General features: G+C 68.3%; 17 protein-coding genes and 2 rRNA genes. 16 read left to right on the top strand and 3 right to left on the bottom strand.

Annotation, left to right across the window (positions count from 1 at the left end):
* Positions 1 to 389 precede the first annotated feature (389 nt).
* The 12 genes from QK288_RS18550 (at position 390) to QK288_RS18495 (ending at position 14,215) form a co-directional block, all read left to right on the top strand.
* Positions 390 to 3,517: ribosomal RNA gene (locus tag QK288_RS18550) — 23S ribosomal RNA — on the top strand.
* Positions 3,518 to 3,651: 134 nt separating this feature from the next.
* Positions 3,652 to 3,768, top strand: a 5S ribosomal RNA gene (gene rrf / locus QK288_RS18545).
* A 275-nt stretch (positions 3,769 to 4,043) separates the two neighbouring features.
* Positions 4,044 to 5,216, top strand: coding sequence for a hypothetical protein (locus QK288_RS18540; protein WP_281265743.1), 1,173 nt, complete (start codon positions 4,044 to 4,046; stop codon positions 5,214 to 5,216).
* Positions 5,174 to 6,004: a hypothetical protein gene (locus QK288_RS18535; RefSeq protein ID WP_281265742.1), complete on the top strand. Its 831-nt coding sequence runs from the start codon at positions 5,174 to 5,176 to the stop codon at positions 6,002 to 6,004. The genes QK288_RS18540 and QK288_RS18535 overlap by 43 nt, the downstream gene beginning before the upstream one ends.
* Positions 6,005 to 6,035: 31 nt before the next feature.
* Positions 6,036 to 7,010 (top strand): HAD-IIA family hydrolase, encoded by a 975-nt coding sequence (locus QK288_RS18530; RefSeq protein ID WP_281267630.1) that lies wholly within the window; start codon positions 6,036 to 6,038, stop codon positions 7,008 to 7,010.
* A gap of 10 nt (positions 7,011 to 7,020) precedes the next feature.
* Positions 7,021 to 7,200: a hypothetical protein gene (locus QK288_RS18525; RefSeq protein ID WP_281265741.1), complete on the top strand. Its 180-nt coding sequence runs from the start codon at positions 7,021 to 7,023 to the stop codon at positions 7,198 to 7,200.
* Entirely contained in the window at positions 7,193 to 8,029 is an 837-nt protein-coding gene (locus QK288_RS18520) for a TlyA family RNA methyltransferase (protein WP_281265740.1), read from the top strand. Before QK288_RS18525 ends, QK288_RS18520 begins: the two co-directional genes overlap by 8 nt.
* Complete coding sequence (locus QK288_RS18515) at positions 8,026 to 8,952, top strand: NAD kinase (RefSeq protein WP_281265739.1); 927 nt, start codon at positions 8,026 to 8,028, stop codon at positions 8,950 to 8,952. Before QK288_RS18520 ends, QK288_RS18515 begins: the two co-directional genes overlap by 4 nt.
* On the top strand, positions 8,949 to 10,640 hold the full coding sequence (gene recN / locus QK288_RS18510; RefSeq protein ID WP_281265738.1) for a DNA repair protein RecN: 1,692 nt from the start codon (positions 8,949 to 8,951) through the stop codon (positions 10,638 to 10,640). Before QK288_RS18515 ends, recN begins: the two co-directional genes overlap by 4 nt.
* Before the next feature lie 121 nt (positions 10,641 to 10,761).
* Complete coding sequence (locus tag QK288_RS18505; protein WP_281265737.1) at positions 10,762 to 12,477, top strand: CTP synthase; 1,716 nt, start codon at positions 10,762 to 10,764, stop codon at positions 12,475 to 12,477.
* A gap of 184 nt (positions 12,478 to 12,661) precedes the next feature.
* Positions 12,662 to 13,231, top strand: coding sequence for an NUDIX hydrolase (locus tag QK288_RS18500; RefSeq protein WP_281265736.1), 570 nt, complete (start codon positions 12,662 to 12,664; stop codon positions 13,229 to 13,231).
* A 9-nt stretch (positions 13,232 to 13,240) separates the two neighbouring features.
* Positions 13,241 to 14,215, top strand: coding sequence for a site-specific tyrosine recombinase XerD (locus QK288_RS18495; protein ID WP_281265735.1), 975 nt, complete (start codon positions 13,241 to 13,243; stop codon positions 14,213 to 14,215).
* A gap of 198 nt (positions 14,216 to 14,413) precedes the next feature.
* Here the strand turns inward: QK288_RS18495 and QK288_RS18490 are convergent, their stop codons facing one another.
* Together QK288_RS18490 and QK288_RS18485 are read right to left on the bottom strand one after the other, a co-directional pair.
* Complete coding sequence (locus QK288_RS18490) at positions 14,414 to 14,731, bottom strand: hypothetical protein (RefSeq protein ID WP_281265734.1); 318 nt, start codon at positions 14,729 to 14,731, stop codon at positions 14,414 to 14,416.
* A gap of 230 nt (positions 14,732 to 14,961) precedes the next feature.
* On the bottom strand, positions 14,962 to 15,999 hold the full coding sequence (locus QK288_RS18485; RefSeq protein ID WP_281265733.1) for an LLM class flavin-dependent oxidoreductase: 1,038 nt from the start codon (positions 15,997 to 15,999) through the stop codon (positions 14,962 to 14,964).
* Positions 16,000 to 16,049: 50 nt separating this feature from the next.
* Between QK288_RS18485 and QK288_RS18480 the strand changes: the two genes are divergently transcribed.
* Complete coding sequence (locus QK288_RS18480) at positions 16,050 to 16,382, top strand: TraR/DksA C4-type zinc finger protein (RefSeq protein ID WP_281265732.1); 333 nt, start codon at positions 16,050 to 16,052, stop codon at positions 16,380 to 16,382.
* A gap of 79 nt (positions 16,383 to 16,461) precedes the next feature.
* On the top strand, positions 16,462 to 16,893 hold the full coding sequence (locus QK288_RS18475) for a TIGR02611 family protein (RefSeq protein ID WP_281265731.1): 432 nt from the start codon (positions 16,462 to 16,464) through the stop codon (positions 16,891 to 16,893).
* A 220-nt stretch (positions 16,894 to 17,113) separates the two neighbouring features.
* Here QK288_RS18475 and QK288_RS18470 read toward each other — a convergent pair whose 3' ends face one another.
* Entirely contained in the window at positions 17,114 to 18,373 is a 1,260-nt protein-coding gene (locus QK288_RS18470; protein WP_281265730.1) for an MFS transporter, read from the bottom strand.
* A gap of 100 nt (positions 18,374 to 18,473) precedes the next feature.
* Here QK288_RS18470 and QK288_RS18465 point away from each other — a divergent pair, with 100 nt between their 5' ends.
* Both QK288_RS18465 and QK288_RS18460 read left to right on the top strand, forming a co-directional pair.
* The gene (locus QK288_RS18465; RefSeq protein WP_281265729.1) at positions 18,474 to 18,839 is read left to right on the top strand and encodes a helix-turn-helix domain-containing protein; all 366 of its coding nucleotides are present in this window, start codon (positions 18,474 to 18,476) and stop codon (positions 18,837 to 18,839) included.
* The gene (locus QK288_RS18460; protein ID WP_281265728.1) at positions 18,836 to 20,386 is read left to right on the top strand and encodes a methyltransferase; all 1,551 of its coding nucleotides are present in this window, start codon (positions 18,836 to 18,838) and stop codon (positions 20,384 to 20,386) included. The genes QK288_RS18465 and QK288_RS18460 overlap by 4 nt, the downstream gene beginning before the upstream one ends.
* The last annotated feature ends 11 nt before the right edge of the window (positions 20,387 to 20,397 follow it).

The following is a 20,397-nucleotide window of genomic DNA, read 5'->3' as shown; positions in this document are numbered from 1 at the left end:
CCGATTCGGACCGAACGTGTCCGACGGGTAGCTCATGGGTGGAACATTGACAGTGCAGTCGGGAGCGCAGCTTCCGGTCTTAGTACGCCAGGCCTTCGGGTCGGGTTGGAAGGGGTCGGGGGTGAGCGGGCTGGCTGGTGCACGTTGTTGGGTCCTGAGGGACCAGGCTTCCTGCCTCCCACGAGAGTGGTGGTGGGGGTTGGGCCGGCGGAGGAATCCGTTTCGGTTCTTCGATGGGCCACATGAAGCTAGCTGTTACGGCTGGGGGAGTGTGGTGCCGATCGTATGTTGAGAACTACACAGTGGACGCGAGCATCTTAGATCGCTCGCAACAAGGACTGCCCTCTGGGTGGTCGTGTTGTCGAGTCGATCGCAATTTTAATCTTTGTGGTCAAGTTTCTAAGAGCAAACGGTGGATGCCTTGGCATCTGGAGCCGAAGAAGGACGTAGAAATCTGCGATAAGCCTCGGGGAGCTGATAATCGAGCTGTGAGCCGAGGATTTCCGAATGGGGAAACCCCGCCAGGCGACTTGTCGACCTGGTGACTCCCGCCTGAATATATAGGGCGGGTAGAGGGAACGTGGGGAAGTGAAACATCTCAGTACCCACAGGAAGAGAAAACAACATGTGATTCCGTGAGTAGTGGCGAGCGAAAGCGGATGAGGCTAAACCGATCATGTGTGATAGCCGGCGGGCGTTGCATGGTCGGGGTTGTGGGACACGTCACTCAGTTCTGCCGGACTGGGGCGGTTACAGCGCATCATAGTCGAACCGGTTTGAAAGCCGGGCCGTAGTGGGTGCCAGCCCCGTAGACGAAATGGTGTTATGGCCGGATGTGTATCCCAAGTAGCACGGGGCCCGAGAAATCCCGTGTGAATCTGTCAGGACCACCTGATAAGCCTAAATACTCCCAGATGACCGATAGCGGACAAGTACCGTGAGGGAAAGGTGAAAAGTACCCCGGGAGGGGAGTGAAATAGTACCTGAAACCGTTTGCTTACAAACCGTCGGAGCCTCCTTGTAGGGGTGACGGCGTGCCTTTTGAAGAATGAGCCTGCGAGTTAGTGATATGTGGCGAGGTTAACCCGTGTGGGGCAGCCGTAGCGAAAGCGAGTCTGAATAGGGCGATTCAGTCGCATGTCCTAGACCCGAAGCGAAGTGATCTATCCATGGCCAGGTTGAAGCGACGGTAAGACGTCGTGGAGGACCGAACCCACTTCAGTTGAAAATGGAGGGGATGAGCTGTGGATAGGGGTGAAAGGCCAATCAAACTTCGTGATAGCTGGTTCTCTCCGAAATGCATTTAGGTGCAGCGTTGCGTGTTTCTCGCCGGAGGTAGAGCTACTGGATGGCCGATGGGCCTCAACAGGTTACTGACGTCAGCCAAACTCCGAATGCCGGTGAGTGAGAGCGCAGCAGTGAGACGGTGGGGGATAAGCTTCATCGTCGAGAGGGAAACAACCCAGACTACCAACTAAGGCCCCTAAGCGTGTGCTAAGTGGGAAAGGATGTGGAGTTGCATAGACAACCAGGAGGTTGGCTTAGAAGCAGCCACCCTTGAAAGAGTGCGTAATAGCTCACTGGTCAAGTGATTCCGCGCCGACAATGTAACGGGGCTCAAGCACACCGCCGAAGTTGTAGATTTCGCATGTTAGACAAGCCTTCGTGGTTCAGTCGTGCGGAGTGGTAGGAGAGCGTCGTGTGGCGAGTGAAGCGGCGGAGTAATCCAGCCGTGGACGCCACACGAGTGAGAATGCAGGCATGAGTAGCGAAAGACGGGTGAGAAACCCGTCCTCCGAAAGACCAAGGGTTCCAGGGCCAGGTTAATCCGCCCTGGGTAAGTCGGGACCTAAGGCGAGGCCGACAGGCGTAGTCGATGGACAACGGGTTGATATTCCCGTACCGGCGAACAACCGCCCAAGCTAATCCAGTGGTGCTAAGAGTCCTAACCCGTATCCAGCGGATCCCTTCGGGGTGAAGCGGTGCGGTCTAACGCTCGACCCCATGCTGGTGCGGTTAGCGTATGAACAGGTGTGACGCAGGAAGGTAGCTGAGCCAGGCGATGGTATCCGTAAGGTGAACCTGGTGTAAGGATGTAGGGCTGACGATAGGCAAATCCGTCGTCTGTGTGCCTGAGATCCGACGCGTACCCGTTAGGGGAAATCAGTGATCCTATGCTGCCGAGAAAAGCATCGACGCGAGGTTGCAGCCGCCCGTACCCGAAACCGACTCAGGTGGTCAGGTAGAGAATACCAAGGAGATCGAGAGAATCGTGGTTAAGGAACTCGGCAAAATGCCCCCGTAACTTCGGGAGAAGGGGGGCCGGACACGTGACCGGATTTACTCCGTGAGCGTTGAAGGCCGCAGAGACCAGTGGGAAGCGACTGTTTACTAAAAACACAGGTCCGTGCGAAGTCGCAAGACGATGTATACGGACTGACGCCTGCCCGGTGCTGGAAGGTTAAGAGGAGGGGTTAGGTTTCGACCGAAGCTCTGAATTTAAGCCCCAGTAAACGGCGGTGGTAACTATAACCATCCTAAGGTAGCGAAATTCCTTGTCGGGTAAGTTCCGACCTGCACGAATGGCGTAACGACTTCCCAGCTGTCTCAACCGCGAACTCGGCGAAATTGCACTACGAGTAAAGATGCTCGTTACGCGCAGCAGGACGGAAAGACCCCGTGACCTTTACTACAGTTTGGTATTGGTGTTCGGAGTGGCTTGTGTAGGATAGGTGGGAGACTGTGAAGCGGGCACGCTAGTGTTCGTGGAGTCATTGTTGAAATACCACTCTGGTCACTTTGGATGTCTAACGTAGGACCCTGATCGGGTTCATGGACAGTGCCTGATGGGTAGTTTAACTGGGGCGGTTGCCTCCCAAAGAGTAACGGAGGCGCCCAAAGGTTCCCTCAACCTGGTTGGCAATCAGGTGGCGAGTGTAAGTGCACAAGGGAGCTTGACTGTGAGACTGACAGGTCGAGCAGGGACGAAAGTCGGGACTAGTGATCCGGCAGTGGCTTGTGGAAGCGCTGTCGCTCAACGGATAAAAGGTACCTCGGGGATAACAGGCTGATCTTGCCCAAGAGTCCATATCGACGGCATGGTTTGGCACCTCGATGTCGGCTCGTCGCATCCTGGGGCTGGAGTAGGTCCCAAGGGTTGGGCTGTTCGCCCATTAAAGCGGTACGCGAGCTGGGTTTAGAACGTCGTGAGACAGTTCGGTCCCTATCCGCTGCGCGCGTTGGAAATTTGAGAAGATCTATCCCTAGTACGAGAGGACCGGGATGGACGAACCTCTGGTGTGTCAGTTGTTCTGCCAAGGGCACCGCTGATTAGCTACGTTCGGACCGGATAACCGCTGAAAGCATCTAAGCGGGAAGCCGTCTTCGAGATGAGATTTCCATGCACCTTGAGTGTGAGAGGCTCCCAGCAGACTACTGGGTTGATAGGCCGGATGTGGAAGCGGGGACTAACGACCCGTGGAGCTGACCGGTACTAATAAGCCGAAGACTTGACAACACAACTATTTCCCGACACTTCGGTGTTGGGGCTCGCGTCCACTTTGTGGTTCCCGACAGACGATCGGGAATCAACTGAATACTTCAGCAACGGCTTGAAGGAACATGTTGAGACCAGATCATGGTCGACAGTGTTCCGGTGGTCATAGCGAGAGGGAAACGCCCGGTCACATTCCGAACCCGGAAGCTAAGCCTCTCAGCGCCGATGGTACTGCAAGGGGGACCTTGTGGGAGAGTAGGACGCCGCCGGACTCAACGTAAGAAGATGTGGCCATCGGCCCTCCATCGAGAACTCGCAGGGGAGACCCTCGTTCTCGTGGAGGCCGGTGGCCATTTCTGTTTTTGCCGTGCACTCGACGGCTCGACGCCGGGCCCGGTTCGTGATGGACTGGGGTCGCTCGAGGCCAGGGACGGCGCACAACCACAACGACACAGCGGACGACAGCCGGCGCGAGAGCTCCGGCACGCAACGAGGAGCACAACGGTGGCGAACGACGACGAACGGCGGAACGACCGCGACGACGAGCGTGGCGGACGCCCGCCCCGAGACGGTGACCGATCCCCGCGTCGCGATGGCGCTCCTCGCCGTGACGACCGCGGTGGCAGCCGCGGCGGATGGTCGTCCGGGCCCCGTGAGTTCGAGCGCCGTGAAGGTGACCGGCGTGATCGCCCGCAGCGCGATGGTGACCGCCCCTTCCGTGGCGATCGGGGACCGCGCGACAGCACGAGCGGTCGTGGCTTCCGCGATGGTGGTCAGCGTTCCGATCGTCCGGCGTGGCGGGGCGACCGCGACTCCTCGGAGCGACCGCCGCGTACCGGTGGACCCCGTGGGGATCGTCCGTTCAACTCGGATCGTCCTCGTCGGGATGGGGATCGGCCGTTCCGTGGCGGCAGCGATCGTCCTCGCCGGGACGGGGATCGCCCGTTCAACTCGGATCGTCCGCGTCGTGACGGGGATCGCCCGTTCAACTCGGATCGTCCGCGTCGTGACGGGGATCGTCCGTTCAACTCGGATCGTCCGCGTCGTGACGGGGATCGTCCGTTCAACTCGGATCGTCCGCGTCGTGACGGGGATCGCCCGTTCAACTCCGATCGTCCCCGCCGTGACGGTGACCGTCCCTTCCGTGGCGGCAGCGACCGGCCGCGTCGTGACGGCGACCGTCCGTTCAACTCCGATCGTCCGCGTCGTGACGGGGATCGTCCCTACAACTCCGACCGTCCGCGTCGTGACGGGGATCGTCCGTTCAACTCCGATCGTCCGCGTCGTGACGGGGATCGTCCCTACAACTCCGACCGTCCGCGTCGTGACGGGGATCGTCCGTTCAACTCGGATCGTCCTCGTCGTGACGGGGATCGTCCGTTCAACTCCGACCGTCCCCGCCGTGACGGCGACCGGCCGTTCCGTGGCGGCAGCGATCGTCCTCGTCGTGACGGAGACCGTCCGTTCAACTCGGATCGTCCCCGCCGCGACGGGGACCGTCCCGAGCGCGGACAGTTCGGCGGCCGCGGGGGCGACGAGCGTCGACGCTTCGGCGACGGCACCCGTGGTCCGGGCGCCCGTTTCGGCGAAGCAGCGCGCGACGACTTCGAGGACCGCGACCCGTACGGCACGAAGTCGATCCGCCCGCGCCACGAGGACCCGGAGATCCCCGAGGACGTGCAGGCGCGTGACCTCCACCCGCAGGCCCGCGCGGAGCTGAAGACCCTCAGCAAGGACAACGCCGACTGGGTTGCGCGGCACCTCGTGACTGCGGCGCTGCTCGTGGACGAGGATCCCGAGCTCGCGAACCAGCACGCGCTGAGTGCGGCGCGCCGTGCCGGTCGTGTGGCGGTGGTCCGTGAGACCGCTGCGATCACGGCCTACCGACTCGGTGACTTCGGCACGGCGCTGCGCGAGCTGCGGACGTACCGTCGGATCTCCGGACGCAACGACCAGCTGCCGATGATGGTCGACTGCGAGCGTGGCCTCGGCCGTCCAGAGCGTGCGCTGGAGCTGGGCCGTTCGACGGACCGTGCGTCGCTCGAGCCGGGCGTCCAGGTCGAGCTCGCGATCGCCATGTCCGGCGCGCGGATCGACCTCGGGAATCCCACAGCTGCCCTCGGCGAGCTGGAGATTCCACAGCTCGACCCGTCGACGGCGTACAGCTGGTCGCCCGCGCTCTACAGTGCTTACGCGGCCACGCTCGAGGAGCTCGGCCGCCAGGACGAGGCCGACGAGTGGTGGGCCCGTGTCGACCGCGCGGCGGAGGCCCTCGCGGAAGCCGCCGATGAAGACTCTTGGGAGACAGTTGATGTGGTCGAGGAAGCGTTCGAAGTCGAAGAACTCGGAGACGAGCCCGAGCGACTCGATGGACCCGTCGACGACGAGCCCGGAGAGCCCGACCAGCTCGAGCCCCTCGACGAGCCCGCAGCGGACGAGCCCGACGACGACCTCGGGGAGATCGACGACGACAACCCCCGCGACGTCGACGGCTCCGCAGCCGACTGACACCCCGCGTCCACCGACGGACGGTGTCGACCTGGTCCTCACCGACCTCGACGGCGTCGTCTACCGCGGGCGGAACGCGATCCCGCACGCGGTCGAGTCGCTGACGCGGGCGTCGCTCACGGCTCGGGTCGGGTACATCACGAACAACGCCTCCCGTCGGCCGTCCGACGTCGCCGAGCACCTCGAGCGCTACGGGCTCGAGGTCACGCCCGACGACGTCGTCACGAGCTCACAGGCCGGTGTCCGGCTCCTGTCGACGCTCGTCCCCGAGGGCTCCACGGTCCTCGTGATCGGCGGCATCGGACTGACGAGCATCGTCGAGCAGGCCGGGTTCACCGTGACGTCGAGCGCCGAGGACTCCCCGGCGGCCGTCATCCAGGGCTTCTCGCCCGACCTCGGGTGGCAGCAGCTGGCAGAGGCATCCTTCGCGCTCGCGGACCCGGAGATCCCATGGGTCGCGACGAACATGGACTGGTCGATCCCGGTCGAACGGGGCATCGCTCCCGGCAACGGCACGCTCGTGGCAGCGGTCCACCAGGCCGTCGGACGGATGCCGGTCGTCGCCGGCAAGCCCGAGCGACCGATCTTCGACGCCGCCCTCGCCCGGTTCGGTGGCGAGCGTCCACTGTTCATCGGGGATCGACTCGACACCGACATCAAGGGTGCGAACGACGCCGGCATCCCGAGCGTGCTCGTGCTCACCGGCATCGACCAGGCGAAGCAGGTGCTCGCGGCTGATCAGCGCTCGCGTCCGACGTTCGTCCTCCAGGACCTCCGTGGGCTCTCGGAGCCCTACCCGATGACCCACCGGCACGAAGCCGAGGACGGCACCCGGTTCGTGAGCGTCGGTGACGCCACCGTCCGGATGCGCCAGCACGTGGTCCGGGTGGAGCGGGCAGGAGCGGACCCCATGGACCTGCTGCGCGCCGGCGCGACCGCGATCTGGGACTCCGGGTTGGCGATCTACGGGCTCGACGTCGACCCCCAGCTCTACGGCGGCGAGTAGCGTGGATGTCGTGTCGAACGACTCCGGGGAACCACAGCACGACGAGCAGGAGCAGCCGTCCGTGACCGACGTCGCGCGCCGTGCACGTGCGGCTGAGGACCTCCCACTGCCGGATCGCGCCGATGCCTTCTCCGGCCTGCACGACGAGCTGCGCACGCGGCTCGAGAGTGGTGGCACCGCGAGTGCCTGACCCCGACGTGTCGACCCAGACCGTGTCCGTTCCAGCGCGCCTGGACGCGACCGTGGCCGCTCGTGGGCTCGCCAGGTCCCGGACCGCCGCCGCCAAGCTCATCCAGGGCGGCCGTGTCAGCGTCGACGGCACTGCGGTCGTCAAGCCGTCGACCCCGGTGCTCCCGGAAGCCGCGATCGTGGTGGACGCCGGGGACGAGTGGGTCTCCCGCGCTGCACTGAAGCTCGTCGGAGCGCTCGACACGTTCGGCGTCGACCCGAGCGGTCGTGTGGCGCTCGACGTGGGTGCGAGCACGGGTGGGTTCACGCAGGTGCTCCTCGCCCGCGGTGCCCGCCGGGTGGTGGCGCTCGACGTCGGGCACGGACAGCTCGACCCCGTCGTCGCGATGGACGACCGCGTCGCCGTGGTCGAAGGGTTGAACGCGCGGAACCTCACCGCTGACGACTACCTGGCGCTCGATGCCTCCGCGTCGCAGACCAGCCTCGTGGTCGGGGACCTGTCGTTCATCAGCCTCCGGATCGTGCTCCCGGCACTCGTCGCATCCGTGCCCGCTGACGAGTTCGTCCTGCTGGTGAAGCCGCAGTTCGAGGTCGGCCGTGGCGGTGTCCGTGAAGGCATCGTGCACGACGCCGACCTCCGGAACGACGCACTGATGAACGTCCTGTGGGCGGCGTGGGACCTCGGTCTCGGGACCTCGGGGCTCGCAGCGTCCCCGATCATCGGCACCCACGGCAACCACGAGTACCTCGCGCGTCTCCAGCGGGGCGCAGGGTCGAATCCGACAGAATGGATCGACCGGGCGACGGAACTGGCGGAAGGAACCCCATGAGCGACGAACGGCACATCCTGCTCGTGTCGCACACGGGTCGGCGCGACTCGATCGACGCCGCGGTCGAGGTCTGCGACCTCCTGCACGCGGCCGGTCTCGTCCCGGTGATGCCCTTCGACGAGTACGCCGACATCCGCCGTGCCGAAGCGTCCGTCGGCCAGGTCGACATCCTCGGTGTCGACGTGCAGGCCCAGGACCTCGAGATCGTCATCGTCCTCGGCGGCGACGGCACGATCCTCCGCGCGGCCGAGCTCGTGCGCGGGACCGGCACGCCCCTCGTCGGTGTGAACCTCGGCCACGTCGGGTTCCTCGCCGAGAGTGAGCGGGACGGCCTCTCCGAGACGGTCGAGCGCGCCCTGTCCGGCGAGTACCACGTCGAGGAACGCGTGGCCCTGCAGGTCGACGTCGTCGTCGGGCACGAGGTCGTCTACTCGTCGTGGGCCCTGAACGAGGCCACCATCGAGAAGGCCTCCCGCGAGCGCATGCTCGAGGTCGTCACCGAGGTGGACGGGCGTCCGCTGTCCTCGTTCGGCTGCGACGGCGTCGTCATCTCCACGCCGACCGGTTCGACGGCGTACTCCTTCTCCGGCGGCGGTCCGATCGTCTGGCCGGACGTTGACGCGCTCATCATGGTGCCGCTGAGCGCCCATGCGCTCTTCTCGAAGCCGATCGTCGTCGGACCCGACTGCGTGCTCGCCGTCGAGGTGCTCCGGCGGACGAGCGGCGTCGGCGTGCTCTGGTGCGACGGCCGACGCACCCACGACCTCCCCCCTGGAGCGCGCATCGAGGTCAGCCGGTCGCCGGAACCGGTCCGGGTCGCACGGCTCAAGGACGCCCCGTTCACGGACCGCCTGGTGGCGAAGTTCCAGTTGCCAGTCGCCGGGTGGCGCGGGCCGCAGCACGACGACGAGGACCGCCTGTGATCCAGGAGATCTCCATCAACGACCTCGGGGTCATCGGTGACGCGACCCTCGAGCTCGGCCCCGGGTTCACCGTCGTCACGGGTGAGACCGGTGCCGGCAAGACGATGATCGTCACGGCACTCGGGCTGCTGCTCGGCGCGCGGGCGGACGCGGGCTCGGTCCGTCGGGGTGCGTCGAGCGCCGTCGTCGAGGGCCGCTGGGACATCCCGGACCACGCCACCGTCGCGGAGCGCGTCGAGGACGCCGGGGGAGCGGTCGAGGACGGCGAGCTGATCCTGACCCGCACGGTCTCGGCCGAGGGGCGCAGCCGCGCCACGGTCGGCGGACGCGGGGCACCGGTCGCGGTGCTCGGTGAACTCGCGGACCAACTCGTCACGGTGCACGGGCAGTCCGACCAGATCCGCCTGACCTCGTCGACCGCGCAGCGCGCCGCCCTGGACGGCTTCGGTGGCGCGGCGGTCGAGAAGGCCCTCGGCAGGTACGTCGCCGCGTACGACACGTGGCAGCAGCACGCCGCCGACCTCGAGACGCTCACGCGCGACCAGGACGACCGGTTGGCCGAAGCCGCTCGTCTGCGCGAGGCCTCCGACGAGATCGAGGCGGCGGATCCGCAGCCCGGCGAGGACGCCGAGCTCCAGGAGCGTTCGGACCGCCTCGGGAACCTCGAGGAACTGCGCCTGTCCGCGGGCCTCGCACACGAAGCCATCTCGTCCGAATCTCTCGACGGCACCGACGTCATCGGCCTGGTCGAGGCCGCTCGCCGTGCAGTCGAGCGGGTGGCCGGCGCGGACAGCACGCTGCAGCCGGTGCTCGAACAGCTCACGGAGCTGGGCATCCAGGCGAGCGAGGCATCCGCCAGCCTGTCGAGCTACCTCGGTTCGCTCGAACCCGACGCGGGGCACGACCTCGAGCTCATCAACGAGCGCCGAGCACTCCTCGCCGGGCTCACGCGCAAGTACGGCGAGACGATCGACGACGTCATCGCGTTCGGCCAGCGAGCGAGCGATCGGCTCCTCGAGCTCGACGGCGACGACGACCGGATCGTCGCCCTGCAGGAAGCGGTCGCGCAGGACGAGCAGGCGCTCGAACATGCGGCGACGACCCTGACCCAGGCACGCACGAAGGCGGCAGCAGACCTCGCGAAGCGGGTGACGACGGAGCTGAAGACCCTCGCGATGGCCGGCGCGACGCTCGTGGTCGAGGTCACCGACGCCGGCGAGTACCGGCGGCACGGACGCGATCAGGTCGCGATCCTGCTGCAGCCGCACTCTGGGACGGACCCGCGGCCGATCGGCAAGGGGGCGTCGGGCGGCGAGCTCTCCCGCGTCATGCTCGCGATCGAGGTCGTCATGGCCGGGTCGACGACGGTTCCCACGTTCGTGTTCGACGAGGTCGACGCCGGGGTCGGTGGTGCCGCGGCGATCGAGATCGGTCGGCGCCTGGCGAAGCTCGCCGAGCGCACGCAGGTCATCGTCGTCACGCACCTGGCCCAGGTCGCGGCGTTCGCGACGAACCACCTCAACGTCGTGAAGGACGCCAGTGGCGCGGTGACGTCGTCGAGCGTCCGGCGGCTCGAGGGGGACGAGCGGCTGCAGGAGATGGCTCGTCTGCTCTCCGGGCTCGGCGACAGCGCGAGCGGCATGGAGCACGCGCGCGAGCTGCTCGACGTCGCCGCCCAGTCCGCCTGACGGACGCACGCCGCAGTGGCGGGCGCGAGCCGGGCCGTGAACCCGGCCACGCGCCCGGGCGACACGCGCCAGGCGAACGCGGGTCGCGTCTCCCGGCAGTTCTGACGTACGATGGAACCCCGTGGCGGACACTTTCAGCAGCGGTACCCAGGCAAGCTCCCCGACCCCGAAGGTGACGAAGCAGATCTTCGTGACCGGCGGGGTCGTCTCGTCTCTCGGCAAGGGCCTGACGGCGGCCAGCCTCGGCAACCTGCTCACGGCACGCGGCCTCAAGGTCGTCATGCAGAAGCTCGACCCGTACCTCAACGTGGACCCGGGCACGATGAACCCGTTCCAGCACGGCGAGGTCTTCGTGACCGACGACGGCGCCGAGACGGACCTCGACATCGGGCACTACGAGCGCTTCCTCGACATCAACCTGTCGCAGTCGGCCAACGTCACGACCGGGCAGGTCTACTCGACGGTCATCGCCAAGGAGCGTCGCGGCGAGTACCTCGGCGACACCGTGCAGGTGATCCCGCACATCACCGACGAGATCAAGCGCCGGATGCGCGAGCAGGCATCGAACGACCCGCAGCCCGACGTCATCATCACCGAGGTCGGCGGCACGGTCGGCGACATCGAGTCCCAGCCCTTCATCGAGTCGGCGCGCCAGGTGCGGCACGAGCTCGGCCGCAACAACGTGTTCTTCGTGCACGTCTCGCTCGTGCCGTTCATGAACGCATCGGGTGAGCAGAAGACCAAGCCGACGCAGCACTCCGTCGCCGCGCTCCGCTCGATCGGCATCCAGCCCGACGCACTCGTGCTCCGCAGCGACCGGCCCGTCTCGGACTCGAACAAGCGCAAGATCGCGCTGATGTGCGACGTCGACGAGGACGCCGTGGTGAACGCGGTCGACGTCCCGTCGATCTACGACCTCCCAACGCTCCTCAACACGCAGGGGCTCGACCGGGTCATCGTCGACGCACTGCACCTCGAGGCGAACGAGGTCGACTGGACCTCGTGGAACCCGGTGCTCCGCGCCGTGCACGAGCCGAAGAAGGACGTCACCATCGCCCTGGTCGGCAAGTACATCGACCTGCCGGACGCGTACCTGTCCGTCACCGAGGCGCTCCGTGCCGGTGGCTTCGCGCACAACGCGAAGGTCACGCTGAAGTGGGTCGTCTCGGACGACTGCACCACGCCAGAGGGCGCGGCGAAGCAGCTCGGCGACGTCGACGGCATCTGCGTCCCCGGCGGGTTCGGCGTGCGCGGCATCGAGGGCAAGCTCGGTGCGCTGAAGTTCGCGCGCGAGAACCACATCCCCACGCTCGGCCTGTGCCTCGGCCTGCAGTGCATGGTCATCGAGTACGCCCGACACGAGGCCGGCCTGCACGACGCGTCGAGCTCCGAGTTCGACCCGGAGACCCCGACCCCGGTCATCGCGACGATGGCGGAGCAGGTGGACATCATCGCCGGCGGCGACATGGGCGGCACGATGCGGCTGGGCCTCTACCCGGCGACGTTTACGTCCGGGTCGCTCGCGGAGTCGCTGTACGGCGCGCCGGAAGCGTCCGAGCGGCACCGTCACCGCTACGAGGTGAACAACAAGTACCGCCAGCAGATCGCGGACGCCGGCCTGGTGTTCTCGGGCACCTCGCCCGACGGCAACCTGGTCGAGTACGTCGAGCTGGACCGTGCGCAGCACCCGTTCTACATCGGCACGCAGGCGCACCCGGAGCTGCGGTCGCGTCCGAACGACGCGCACCCGCTGTTCGCGGGGCTCGTCGAGGCGGCGATCGCGCGCAACGAGTCGACCCGGCTCTTCGACCCGGAGAGCGAGCAGGTCGCGTCGTAACGCACCCACGATCGGACGGGCGCGTCCCGCTCAGCAGTGACGCGCCAGCGGCACGCGGGGCGCGCCGACCGAGCCTGCGAGGGAGGGGTGCCAGCTGGCACCGTGCCTCCCGTCTGTGGCCGGGCGTCGAGCACGGAACCTGGTTTCGTCCGGCGGTGATGGCGGACGCTGGTTGGATGGACGGGTGACCGACGCACTCATCTCCGACGAGCCAGCATCCTTCGACGTGACCGACTCGACCCTCGTGTACGACGGCGCCGTCTGGGACGTCCGGCGTGACACCGTGGCGTACGGCGACGGCAGCATGGTGCGTGAGTACATCGACCACACCGGGGCCGTCGCGGTCTACGCCGAGGACGACGAGGGCCGCGTGCTCGTCATCCAGCAGTACCGTCACCCCGTGCACCTGCGCGACTGGGAGCTGCCGGCCGGGCTGCTCGACATCTCCGGTGAGGACGAGCTCGTCGCCGCGCAGCGGGAGCTCGCCGAGGAAGCCGACGTCGAGGCCGACGACTGGGAACCCCTGGTGCGGTACAACACCTCTGCTGGCGGCAGCAACGAGTTCATCCAGATATACCGGGCACGCGGTGTCCGAGCGACGGCGTCGGCGTTCGATCGCTCCGACGAGGAAGCGGACATCGTGAAGCGCTGGGTGCCGCGGTCGGAGATCGTCGCGGGGATCCTGGAGGGGCGACTGCGGAACTCGGCGCTCATCGTGGCGGCGCTCGCCGTGGACGCGGCGTCGCGCCGGTAGCCTTCGGGGATGGTCTCGCTCGCTGCCGCCACCGAGACGTACCTGCGGCACGTTGCGATCGAGCGGGGCCTGTCGCAGCACACGCTGTCGGCGTACCGGCGGGACCTCGTGACGTTCGCCACGTGGGTCGGCACCCAGCCGGTGGTCGACTCCGAGGGCGCCGACCGGGCCGGGGGTGCGTCGGTCGTCGACGACGTCGCTCGACTGACGCGAGCGGATCTCGCGGGGTTCGTTTCGCATCTGGCCACGCGAGCAGCATCACCGCTGGCGCCACGGTCCGTCGCCCGCATGCTCAGTTCTGTGCGGTCCTTCGCGACGTTCGCCGCTGGGGAGGGATGGATGCCACTCGACCCCGGCGCGTCCGTCCGTCCGCCCAAGGCCCCGATGCGGCTCCCGAAGGCGATCTCGGTCGACGACATGGACCGGCTGCTGCAGGCCGTCGACGGTGACGATCCCGTACAGTTGCGCGACCGGGCGCTCCTGGAACTCCTGTACGCCACCGGGGCGCGCATCTCCGAGGCCGTCGGGCTCTCGGTCGACGACGTGACCGACGACCCGGACGGGACCGGTGTGTCCGTCGTGAAGGTCACCGGCAAGGGGAACAAGCAGCGGATCGTGCCGCTCGGCAGCTACGCGCGGGCCGCGATCGATGCGTACCTGGTTCGTGCGCGACCGGTCTTCGCCACGCGGGGGCCGTCGACGCCGGCGCTCTTCCTCGGGGCCCGCGGGGCACGGCTGTCACGGCAGAGCGCGTGGCTCGTGATCCAGGCCGCGGCCGACCGGGCAGACCTGTCCGCCCACGTGTCGCCGCACACGTTCCGGCACTCGTTCGCGACGCACCTGCTCGAGGGTGGCGCGGACGTCCGGGTGGTGCAGGAGCTCCTCGGGCACGCGAGCGTGGCGACGACGCAGATCTACACGATGGTCACGGCGGACATGCTCCGCGACGTGTACCAGACGTCGCACCCGCGGGCCCGGCGCTGAGGGGACGCCGACGGCGGCGCGGTCGTGGCGGTGCGCGTCGCGTCGGCCGATCGAGTGCGCGGAAAAGGGGCTCCGCGGGTCAGACATCCCCCATCTTCTGCGCACTCGATCGCGGGGAAGCGAGGGAGAGGGGGAGCGCGGGAGAAAGGGGAGCGCGGGGGAGCCGGAGCAGGAGCGCGGGAGAGGGACGGCGCGGGATCAGGCCAACGGGAAGTGGACGTCGGCGGCGATGATGCCCGTCGCGACGGCGAGGACCAGCGCTGACGCCGCCAGGCTCCGAGCGAGGACCCGCCACCGGCCCGTCGCACCGGGGCGGACGATCCCGATGGCGCCCGCGACCACAGCGGGCACGCTGAGGACGCCGTAGGGGTTCAGCAGCAGGGACGCGACGGCGAGCAGCACCGCGGAGATCGCGAACGCGCAGAGCTTCCGGGACGTGCCCGCGCCGTACGCCCACGCACGGTGTTCGACGGTGCCGGTCCGCACCGAGAAGGCCGGGCCCGTGGGCGCCACCACGATCGGCAGCACCGGCTCGACGTGGCGAGTAGGAACCGCACGCGTCGCCTCACCCCAGGCGTGGCCGTCCCACCAACGGAGACGACCGGCATCCCGGGGGTCCGGGAACCAGCCAGCGGCCGGCAGCGTCACGAGGTGCTCCTGAGAACGGGGGATGGTGCGCTCCGACGCTACGTGCCGCCGTGCGCGCTCCCCAGTCCCAACCCGGGTGTCGGCAGGAAGGGGGACGTCTACGCCCGCGCCGGCGCGGCGTCCACCTCGGCGAAGACGTCCTTCACCGCTTCGAGGAGCCGGGCGTTGAAGTCCACGCCGAGCTGGTTCGGCACGGTGACGAGCACGGTGTCGGCAGCGCGGACCGCCTGGTCCGCCGCGAGCTCCTCGACGAGGGACTCCGGAGACCCGATGTAGGACCGCCCGAAGCGAGCGAGCCCACCATCGAGGTACCCGACCTGGTCGGCTCCCTCGACCTGCGCGCGCACGCCGAAGTAGTGCCGGGACTCGTCGTCGATGATCGGGATGATGCTGCGCGACACGGAGACCCGGGGCTCACGGTCCCAGCCCGACTCGGCCCAGACCCGCCGGAAGCGCTCGATCTGCTCGGCCTGCAGCTCGTCGAACGGCACGCCGGTGTCCTCGGTCAAGAGCGTCGACGACATCAGGTTCATGCCCTGCTCGGCGGTCCACTCGGCGGTGGCGCGGGTTCCGGCACCCCACCAGATGCGGTCGGGGAGCGTGTCGGACAGCGGGAAGACCGGCAACGACCCCGCGGCACCCGTCACCTGCGGGTTCGCGTTCGCCATCGGCTCGCCGGCGATCGCGCGGCGGAACACGCTCGTGTGCGCACGGGCGAGGTCGGCGCCGTTCGGATCCGAGGCGTCGGGCACGTACCCGAACTGCTGGTAACCGGCCTGAGCGGTCTCAGGTGATCCCCGCGAGACGCCGAGCTGCAGTCGCCCGCCGGAGATCAGGTCGGTCGCTGCCGCCTCCTCCGCCATGTAGAGCGGGTTCTCGTAGCGCATGTCGATCACCCCGGTGCCGATCTCGATGCGGCTCGTCTTCGCGGCGATGGCGGAGAGCAGCGGGAACGGCGCGGCCTGCTGCGGGGCGAAGTGGTGCACGCGGAAGTACGCGCCGTCGACGCCCGCTTCCTCCGCCGCCACCGCGAGGTCGATCGCCTGCACGAGTGCCTCGCGGCCGCTGCGCACCTTCGATCCGGGGACGTCACGCCAGTGTCCGAACGACAGGAACCCGATCTTGGTCATGTCCATGCGAACGCATTCGAGAGGTCGCCCATTCCGTCGGACTAGGTTCGGAGGGCATGGACGATCCACGTGCGGCGCTGAGCGCGGAGCGAGCGAGGACGACGAAGCTCATCGCCGACGTCGAGCGGAGCATGCGCGACGTCAGCGACGCCCGCGACGGTGCGAACACGGACGACGAGCACGATCCCGAAGGAGCGACGTTGGCGTGGGAGCGAGGGTCGCTCGGCGCGGTCCGCGACGACGCACGGCGCCGCATCGAACAGGTCGACGCAGCGCTCGCGCGGCTGGACAAGGGGACCTACGGGACGTGCGCCGTCGGTGGCGAACCGATCCCGGAGGCACGACTGGCGGCAGTCCCGTGGGCCGCGACCTGCGTCGCGCACGCATGACGAGCCTCCCGTCCGATTGCCGGGCGTCCGTGCACCGCGCGCGCCGCGGATTCCCAGCCGCGCGCCCTACCGTTTCGGCATGGACGGCGACCCGAACCACCGACCCGCGGAAGCGGACTCCGGTGAGTCCGCGCTGCGGCACCGCTTCCGCTGGTTCCACCAGGCCCGCGAGTGGATCCACGCCCGCCCACACCTGCACGTCTTCTACAAGGTCGTCGTGGGCATCGTCGGCGGGCTGGTCGTCATCATCGGGCTGATCCTCGTGCCGTTGCCCGGGCCCGGGTGGCTCGTGGTGTTCATCGGACTGACGATCCTGGCGAGCGAGTTCCACTTCTTCCACAAGATCATCACGTGGCTCAAGGCGCAGCTGCACCGCTTCTGGGACTGGGCGAAGACGCACGGGCCGCAGTGGCTCCGGAACATCGCCGACCGCGGGAAGGCCGACGTCGACGCAGCGCACGACGACGCACACCGGAGCATCGGCCGGCGCCCCGCTCGTCCCGGGCACTGAGTTCCTAGCGCTTCTGACCCGGCGCTTCTGCGCTTGTGACCCGGCGCTTCTGACCCACAACGTGTGCGATGGGAAGCGGAATCGCGCGTAGGAGGTCGGAAATCCGGGCCACCTACGCGCGATTCGACCTCCTACGCGCGAATCGACCCGCCGCCGCCACCGCCGCCACCACCACCGCCGCCGTGCGCAGCGGAAGCGGCAGCGGCAGCGGCAGCGCGGCTCAGTCCGCGGCGGGGGCCGGGCACGCCTGCACGCGGACCGAGCCCGTCGCGATGCGCTCGGACGCCTGCTCCTCGACCTCGACGGCGTCGCGCGACACGAGCTGCAGCACGAGGGCGATCGCCGCGGCGAGCACGATGAACGCGCCGTACCCGGCGATGACGGGCACGAGTCCGACGGTCGGCTCGAGCAGGCCGCCGATGACGGCGGGGACACCGAAGGCCAGGTAGCTCACGACGTAGATCGTCGAGAGGAGTCCCGCGCGGTGCGTGGGCGCGGCGGTGGCGAGCAGCATCCGGAGCGGCGCCTGGAAGCCGGCGCCGAAGCCGACCCCGGCGATCGCGCTGCCGACGACGAGCCCCGGCAGGGAGTGTGCGAAGACGAACGCGACGGTGACGACCGGCCCGAGGATCAGTGCGACGAGCCCGATGAGCACGCCGATGCGGGCGTCGAGCCGCTGGATCGCCAACCCGGTGAGCGCTCCGACGCCGGTGACGACGGCGATGAGTGCTCCGGCCGCGAAGTGGTTCGTGATCCCGAACACCGCCCCGAGCGCCGACGGCACGAGCGACAGGAACATCCCGCCGAGCGCCCAGCTGGCGATGAGCGAGCCGGCGACGCCGCGGAACAGTCGACGCGAGGACCGGGGCACGGAGATCGTCGGACGGAGGGAGCGGAGGGCTCCCGGACGGCGGGTGACCCGCTCCGGGACGACCACGAGCGCGATCACCATGAGGACGAGCAGCACCCCGAAGAGCACGTACACGAGCTGTTCCGGCGCCGGACCCCACTCGACGAGTGCACCGCTCGACAGAGCTCCGGTGGCGAGGGCGATCGGTGGGATCACACCGTTCAGGACGCCGGCGAGGGACGGGTGCGCCTCGAGCGAGTTGTCGATCAGCGCAGCACCGAGGGCACCGATGAGCAGTCCGACGGACACGCCCTGCACGATGCGGTCGACGATCAGCGCGCCGAGGCCGTCCGCGACCGAGAAGAGCCCGAGCGAGAGCGCAACGCCGAGCCCACCGACGACGAGCACCGGCTTCCGCCCCACGTGGTCGGACAGGCGGCCGGCGACGAGCAGGCTGGTGAGGAGCCCCGCGACGTAGATCGCGAACACCCCGGTGAGCATGAGCGGCGTCAGGTGCCACTCCGCCGCGTACACGGGGTAGATCGGCGACGGCACGGCGGACGACGCGACCGAGACGAGCAGCATGGCCGCGAGGATCCAGAACCCGGCGACCGAGCGAGCTGACTGCATGGGTGCCCCTTCGATGACGAACAGTACGAGGAAAGTCGTACCGCACTCCGCTGTACGACGCAAGTCGTACTGGGAGGTGAACGGTGGTAGCGTCCCGTCCATGCCCGAGCGCACCGTTGCCCCCGAACGGCTCCCGCAGCCGACGGTGGCCGAGATGGACCTCCCCGTCGTGATGGACGCCCTGTCGGACCCGATCCGCCTGGCGATCCTGCACCGGTACCTCGTCGACGCTGCCGGCGGGATCCGCAGCTGCGGCTGGGTCGGCATCGACCGGCCGAAGTCGACGCTGACGCACCACTTCCGTGTCCTGCGCGAGGCCGGCCTGCTCGAGCAGCACCAGGAAGGACTCACCCGCAGCAGCCGTGCTCGCGTCGAGGACGTCCAGCAGCGGTTCCCCGGCCTCCTCGACCTCGTGCTCGACTGGACGGTGCCCGCCAGCCTGATGCGCGACGAGGTCCCCGCGTGACCGCTGGCACCCACACGCTGCCCACCATCGTCGCCGACCCGGCCGTCACCACGGCGCTCGCCGCGGACCTCGACGCCGCCGGGTTCTCCGTCGAGGGCGTCGACGCGCTCTGGGGGGTCGACGCCGCGGCCGCGCTGCACCGTGGGAACCGCGTTGCCGCCGTCCGTGCGCTCGACGCCCGTCCGACGACGCCGCTGACGACGCTCGCAATGCTCTTCGTCCTCGGGCTCCCCGTGCCGCGCACCGACGCCGAGCAGGCGTTCCCGACGGCCGGGCTCGACGCGGTCGTGTCCGCCGGCTTGCTCCGTGTCGACGACGACCGCGCGCACCCGACGGTGGACCTCCGCCCGTACGCGTTCGTCGACGACGCCGGCGCCGGCAGCTGGTGGATCGTCTCCGACCTCGGGGAACTCGCCCTCGGCAGCGCGCTCGACGAGGAACACGTGCTCGGCATCGGTGGCGCCACCACCACGCTGAGCGGCCTGCAGGTGCCCGTGCCCGTCCACCGCGTGCTCGACCTCGGGACCGGCTGCGGCATCCAGGCCATGCACGCCAGGCGCTTCGCCGACGAGGTCGTCGCCACCGACATCTCCCGCCGCGCCCTGGACATCGCACGGTTCAACGCGCAGCTGAACGGCATCGACGGCATCGACTTCCGCTTCGGGTCGCTGTTCGAGCCCGTCGTCGGAGAGCGCTTCGATCGCATCGTGTCGAACCCGCCGTTCGTCATCACCCCACGCACCGAAGGCGTCCCGTCCTACGAGTACCGCGACGGCGGGATGGTCGGCGACGCCCTCGTCGAGACGGTCCTCCGTGGCCTGGCCGAGCACCTCGAACCCGGCGGGACCGCGCAGCTCCTCGGCAACTGGGAGTACCACTGGGGCGTCGACGGGCTCGACCGCGTCCGCGCCTGGTTCGAGGGGACCGACCTCGACGCATGGGTGATCGAGCGCGAGCGGCAGGACCCGAACGCCTACGCCGAGACCTGGATCCGCGACGGCGGGACGAAGCCGGGCACGGCCGCGTTCGACCAGCTGGTCGGCGCGTGGCTCGACGACTTCCGGGAGCGCAGGGTCACCGGCGTCGGCTTCGGCTACGTCGTGGTCCGCAGGGCACAGACGGGAGGCTCCGTGGAGCTCCGGCGCTTCGAGCGCGTCCCCGAGACGCTCGGCTCCAACCCAGCGGGGCTCGGCGCGACGGTGGCCCGCGTCCTCGACGCGGCCGCTTGGCTGGCAGCGCACGACGACGTCGCACTCGCGGCCGCGCACCTGACGGTCGCCGGCGACGTCACCGAGGAGCGGTACTACTGGCCGGGCAACGACGACCCCACGGTCATGACGCTCGTGCAGGGCGGCGGGTTCGGCCGGCGGGTCGACGCGGACACCGCGCTCGCCGCGTTCGTGGGCGCGTGCGACGGGGAACTCTCGGTCGCGGCGATCATCGGTGCGCTCGCGCAGATCACGGGCGTCGACGAGCAGGTGCTCGCCGCCGACCTGCTGCCGACCGCCCGTGACCTGGTGCTCGACGGGCTGCTCACCCCGGCCTGACGCAGCCCGGT

This window comes from Curtobacterium sp. 9128 (assembly GCF_900086645.1).
GTDB lineage: Bacteria > Actinomycetota > Actinomycetes > Actinomycetales > Microbacteriaceae > Curtobacterium.
The sequence above is the reverse complement of the archived record's forward strand: the minus strand, read 5'-3'. Positions and strand labels throughout refer to the sequence as shown.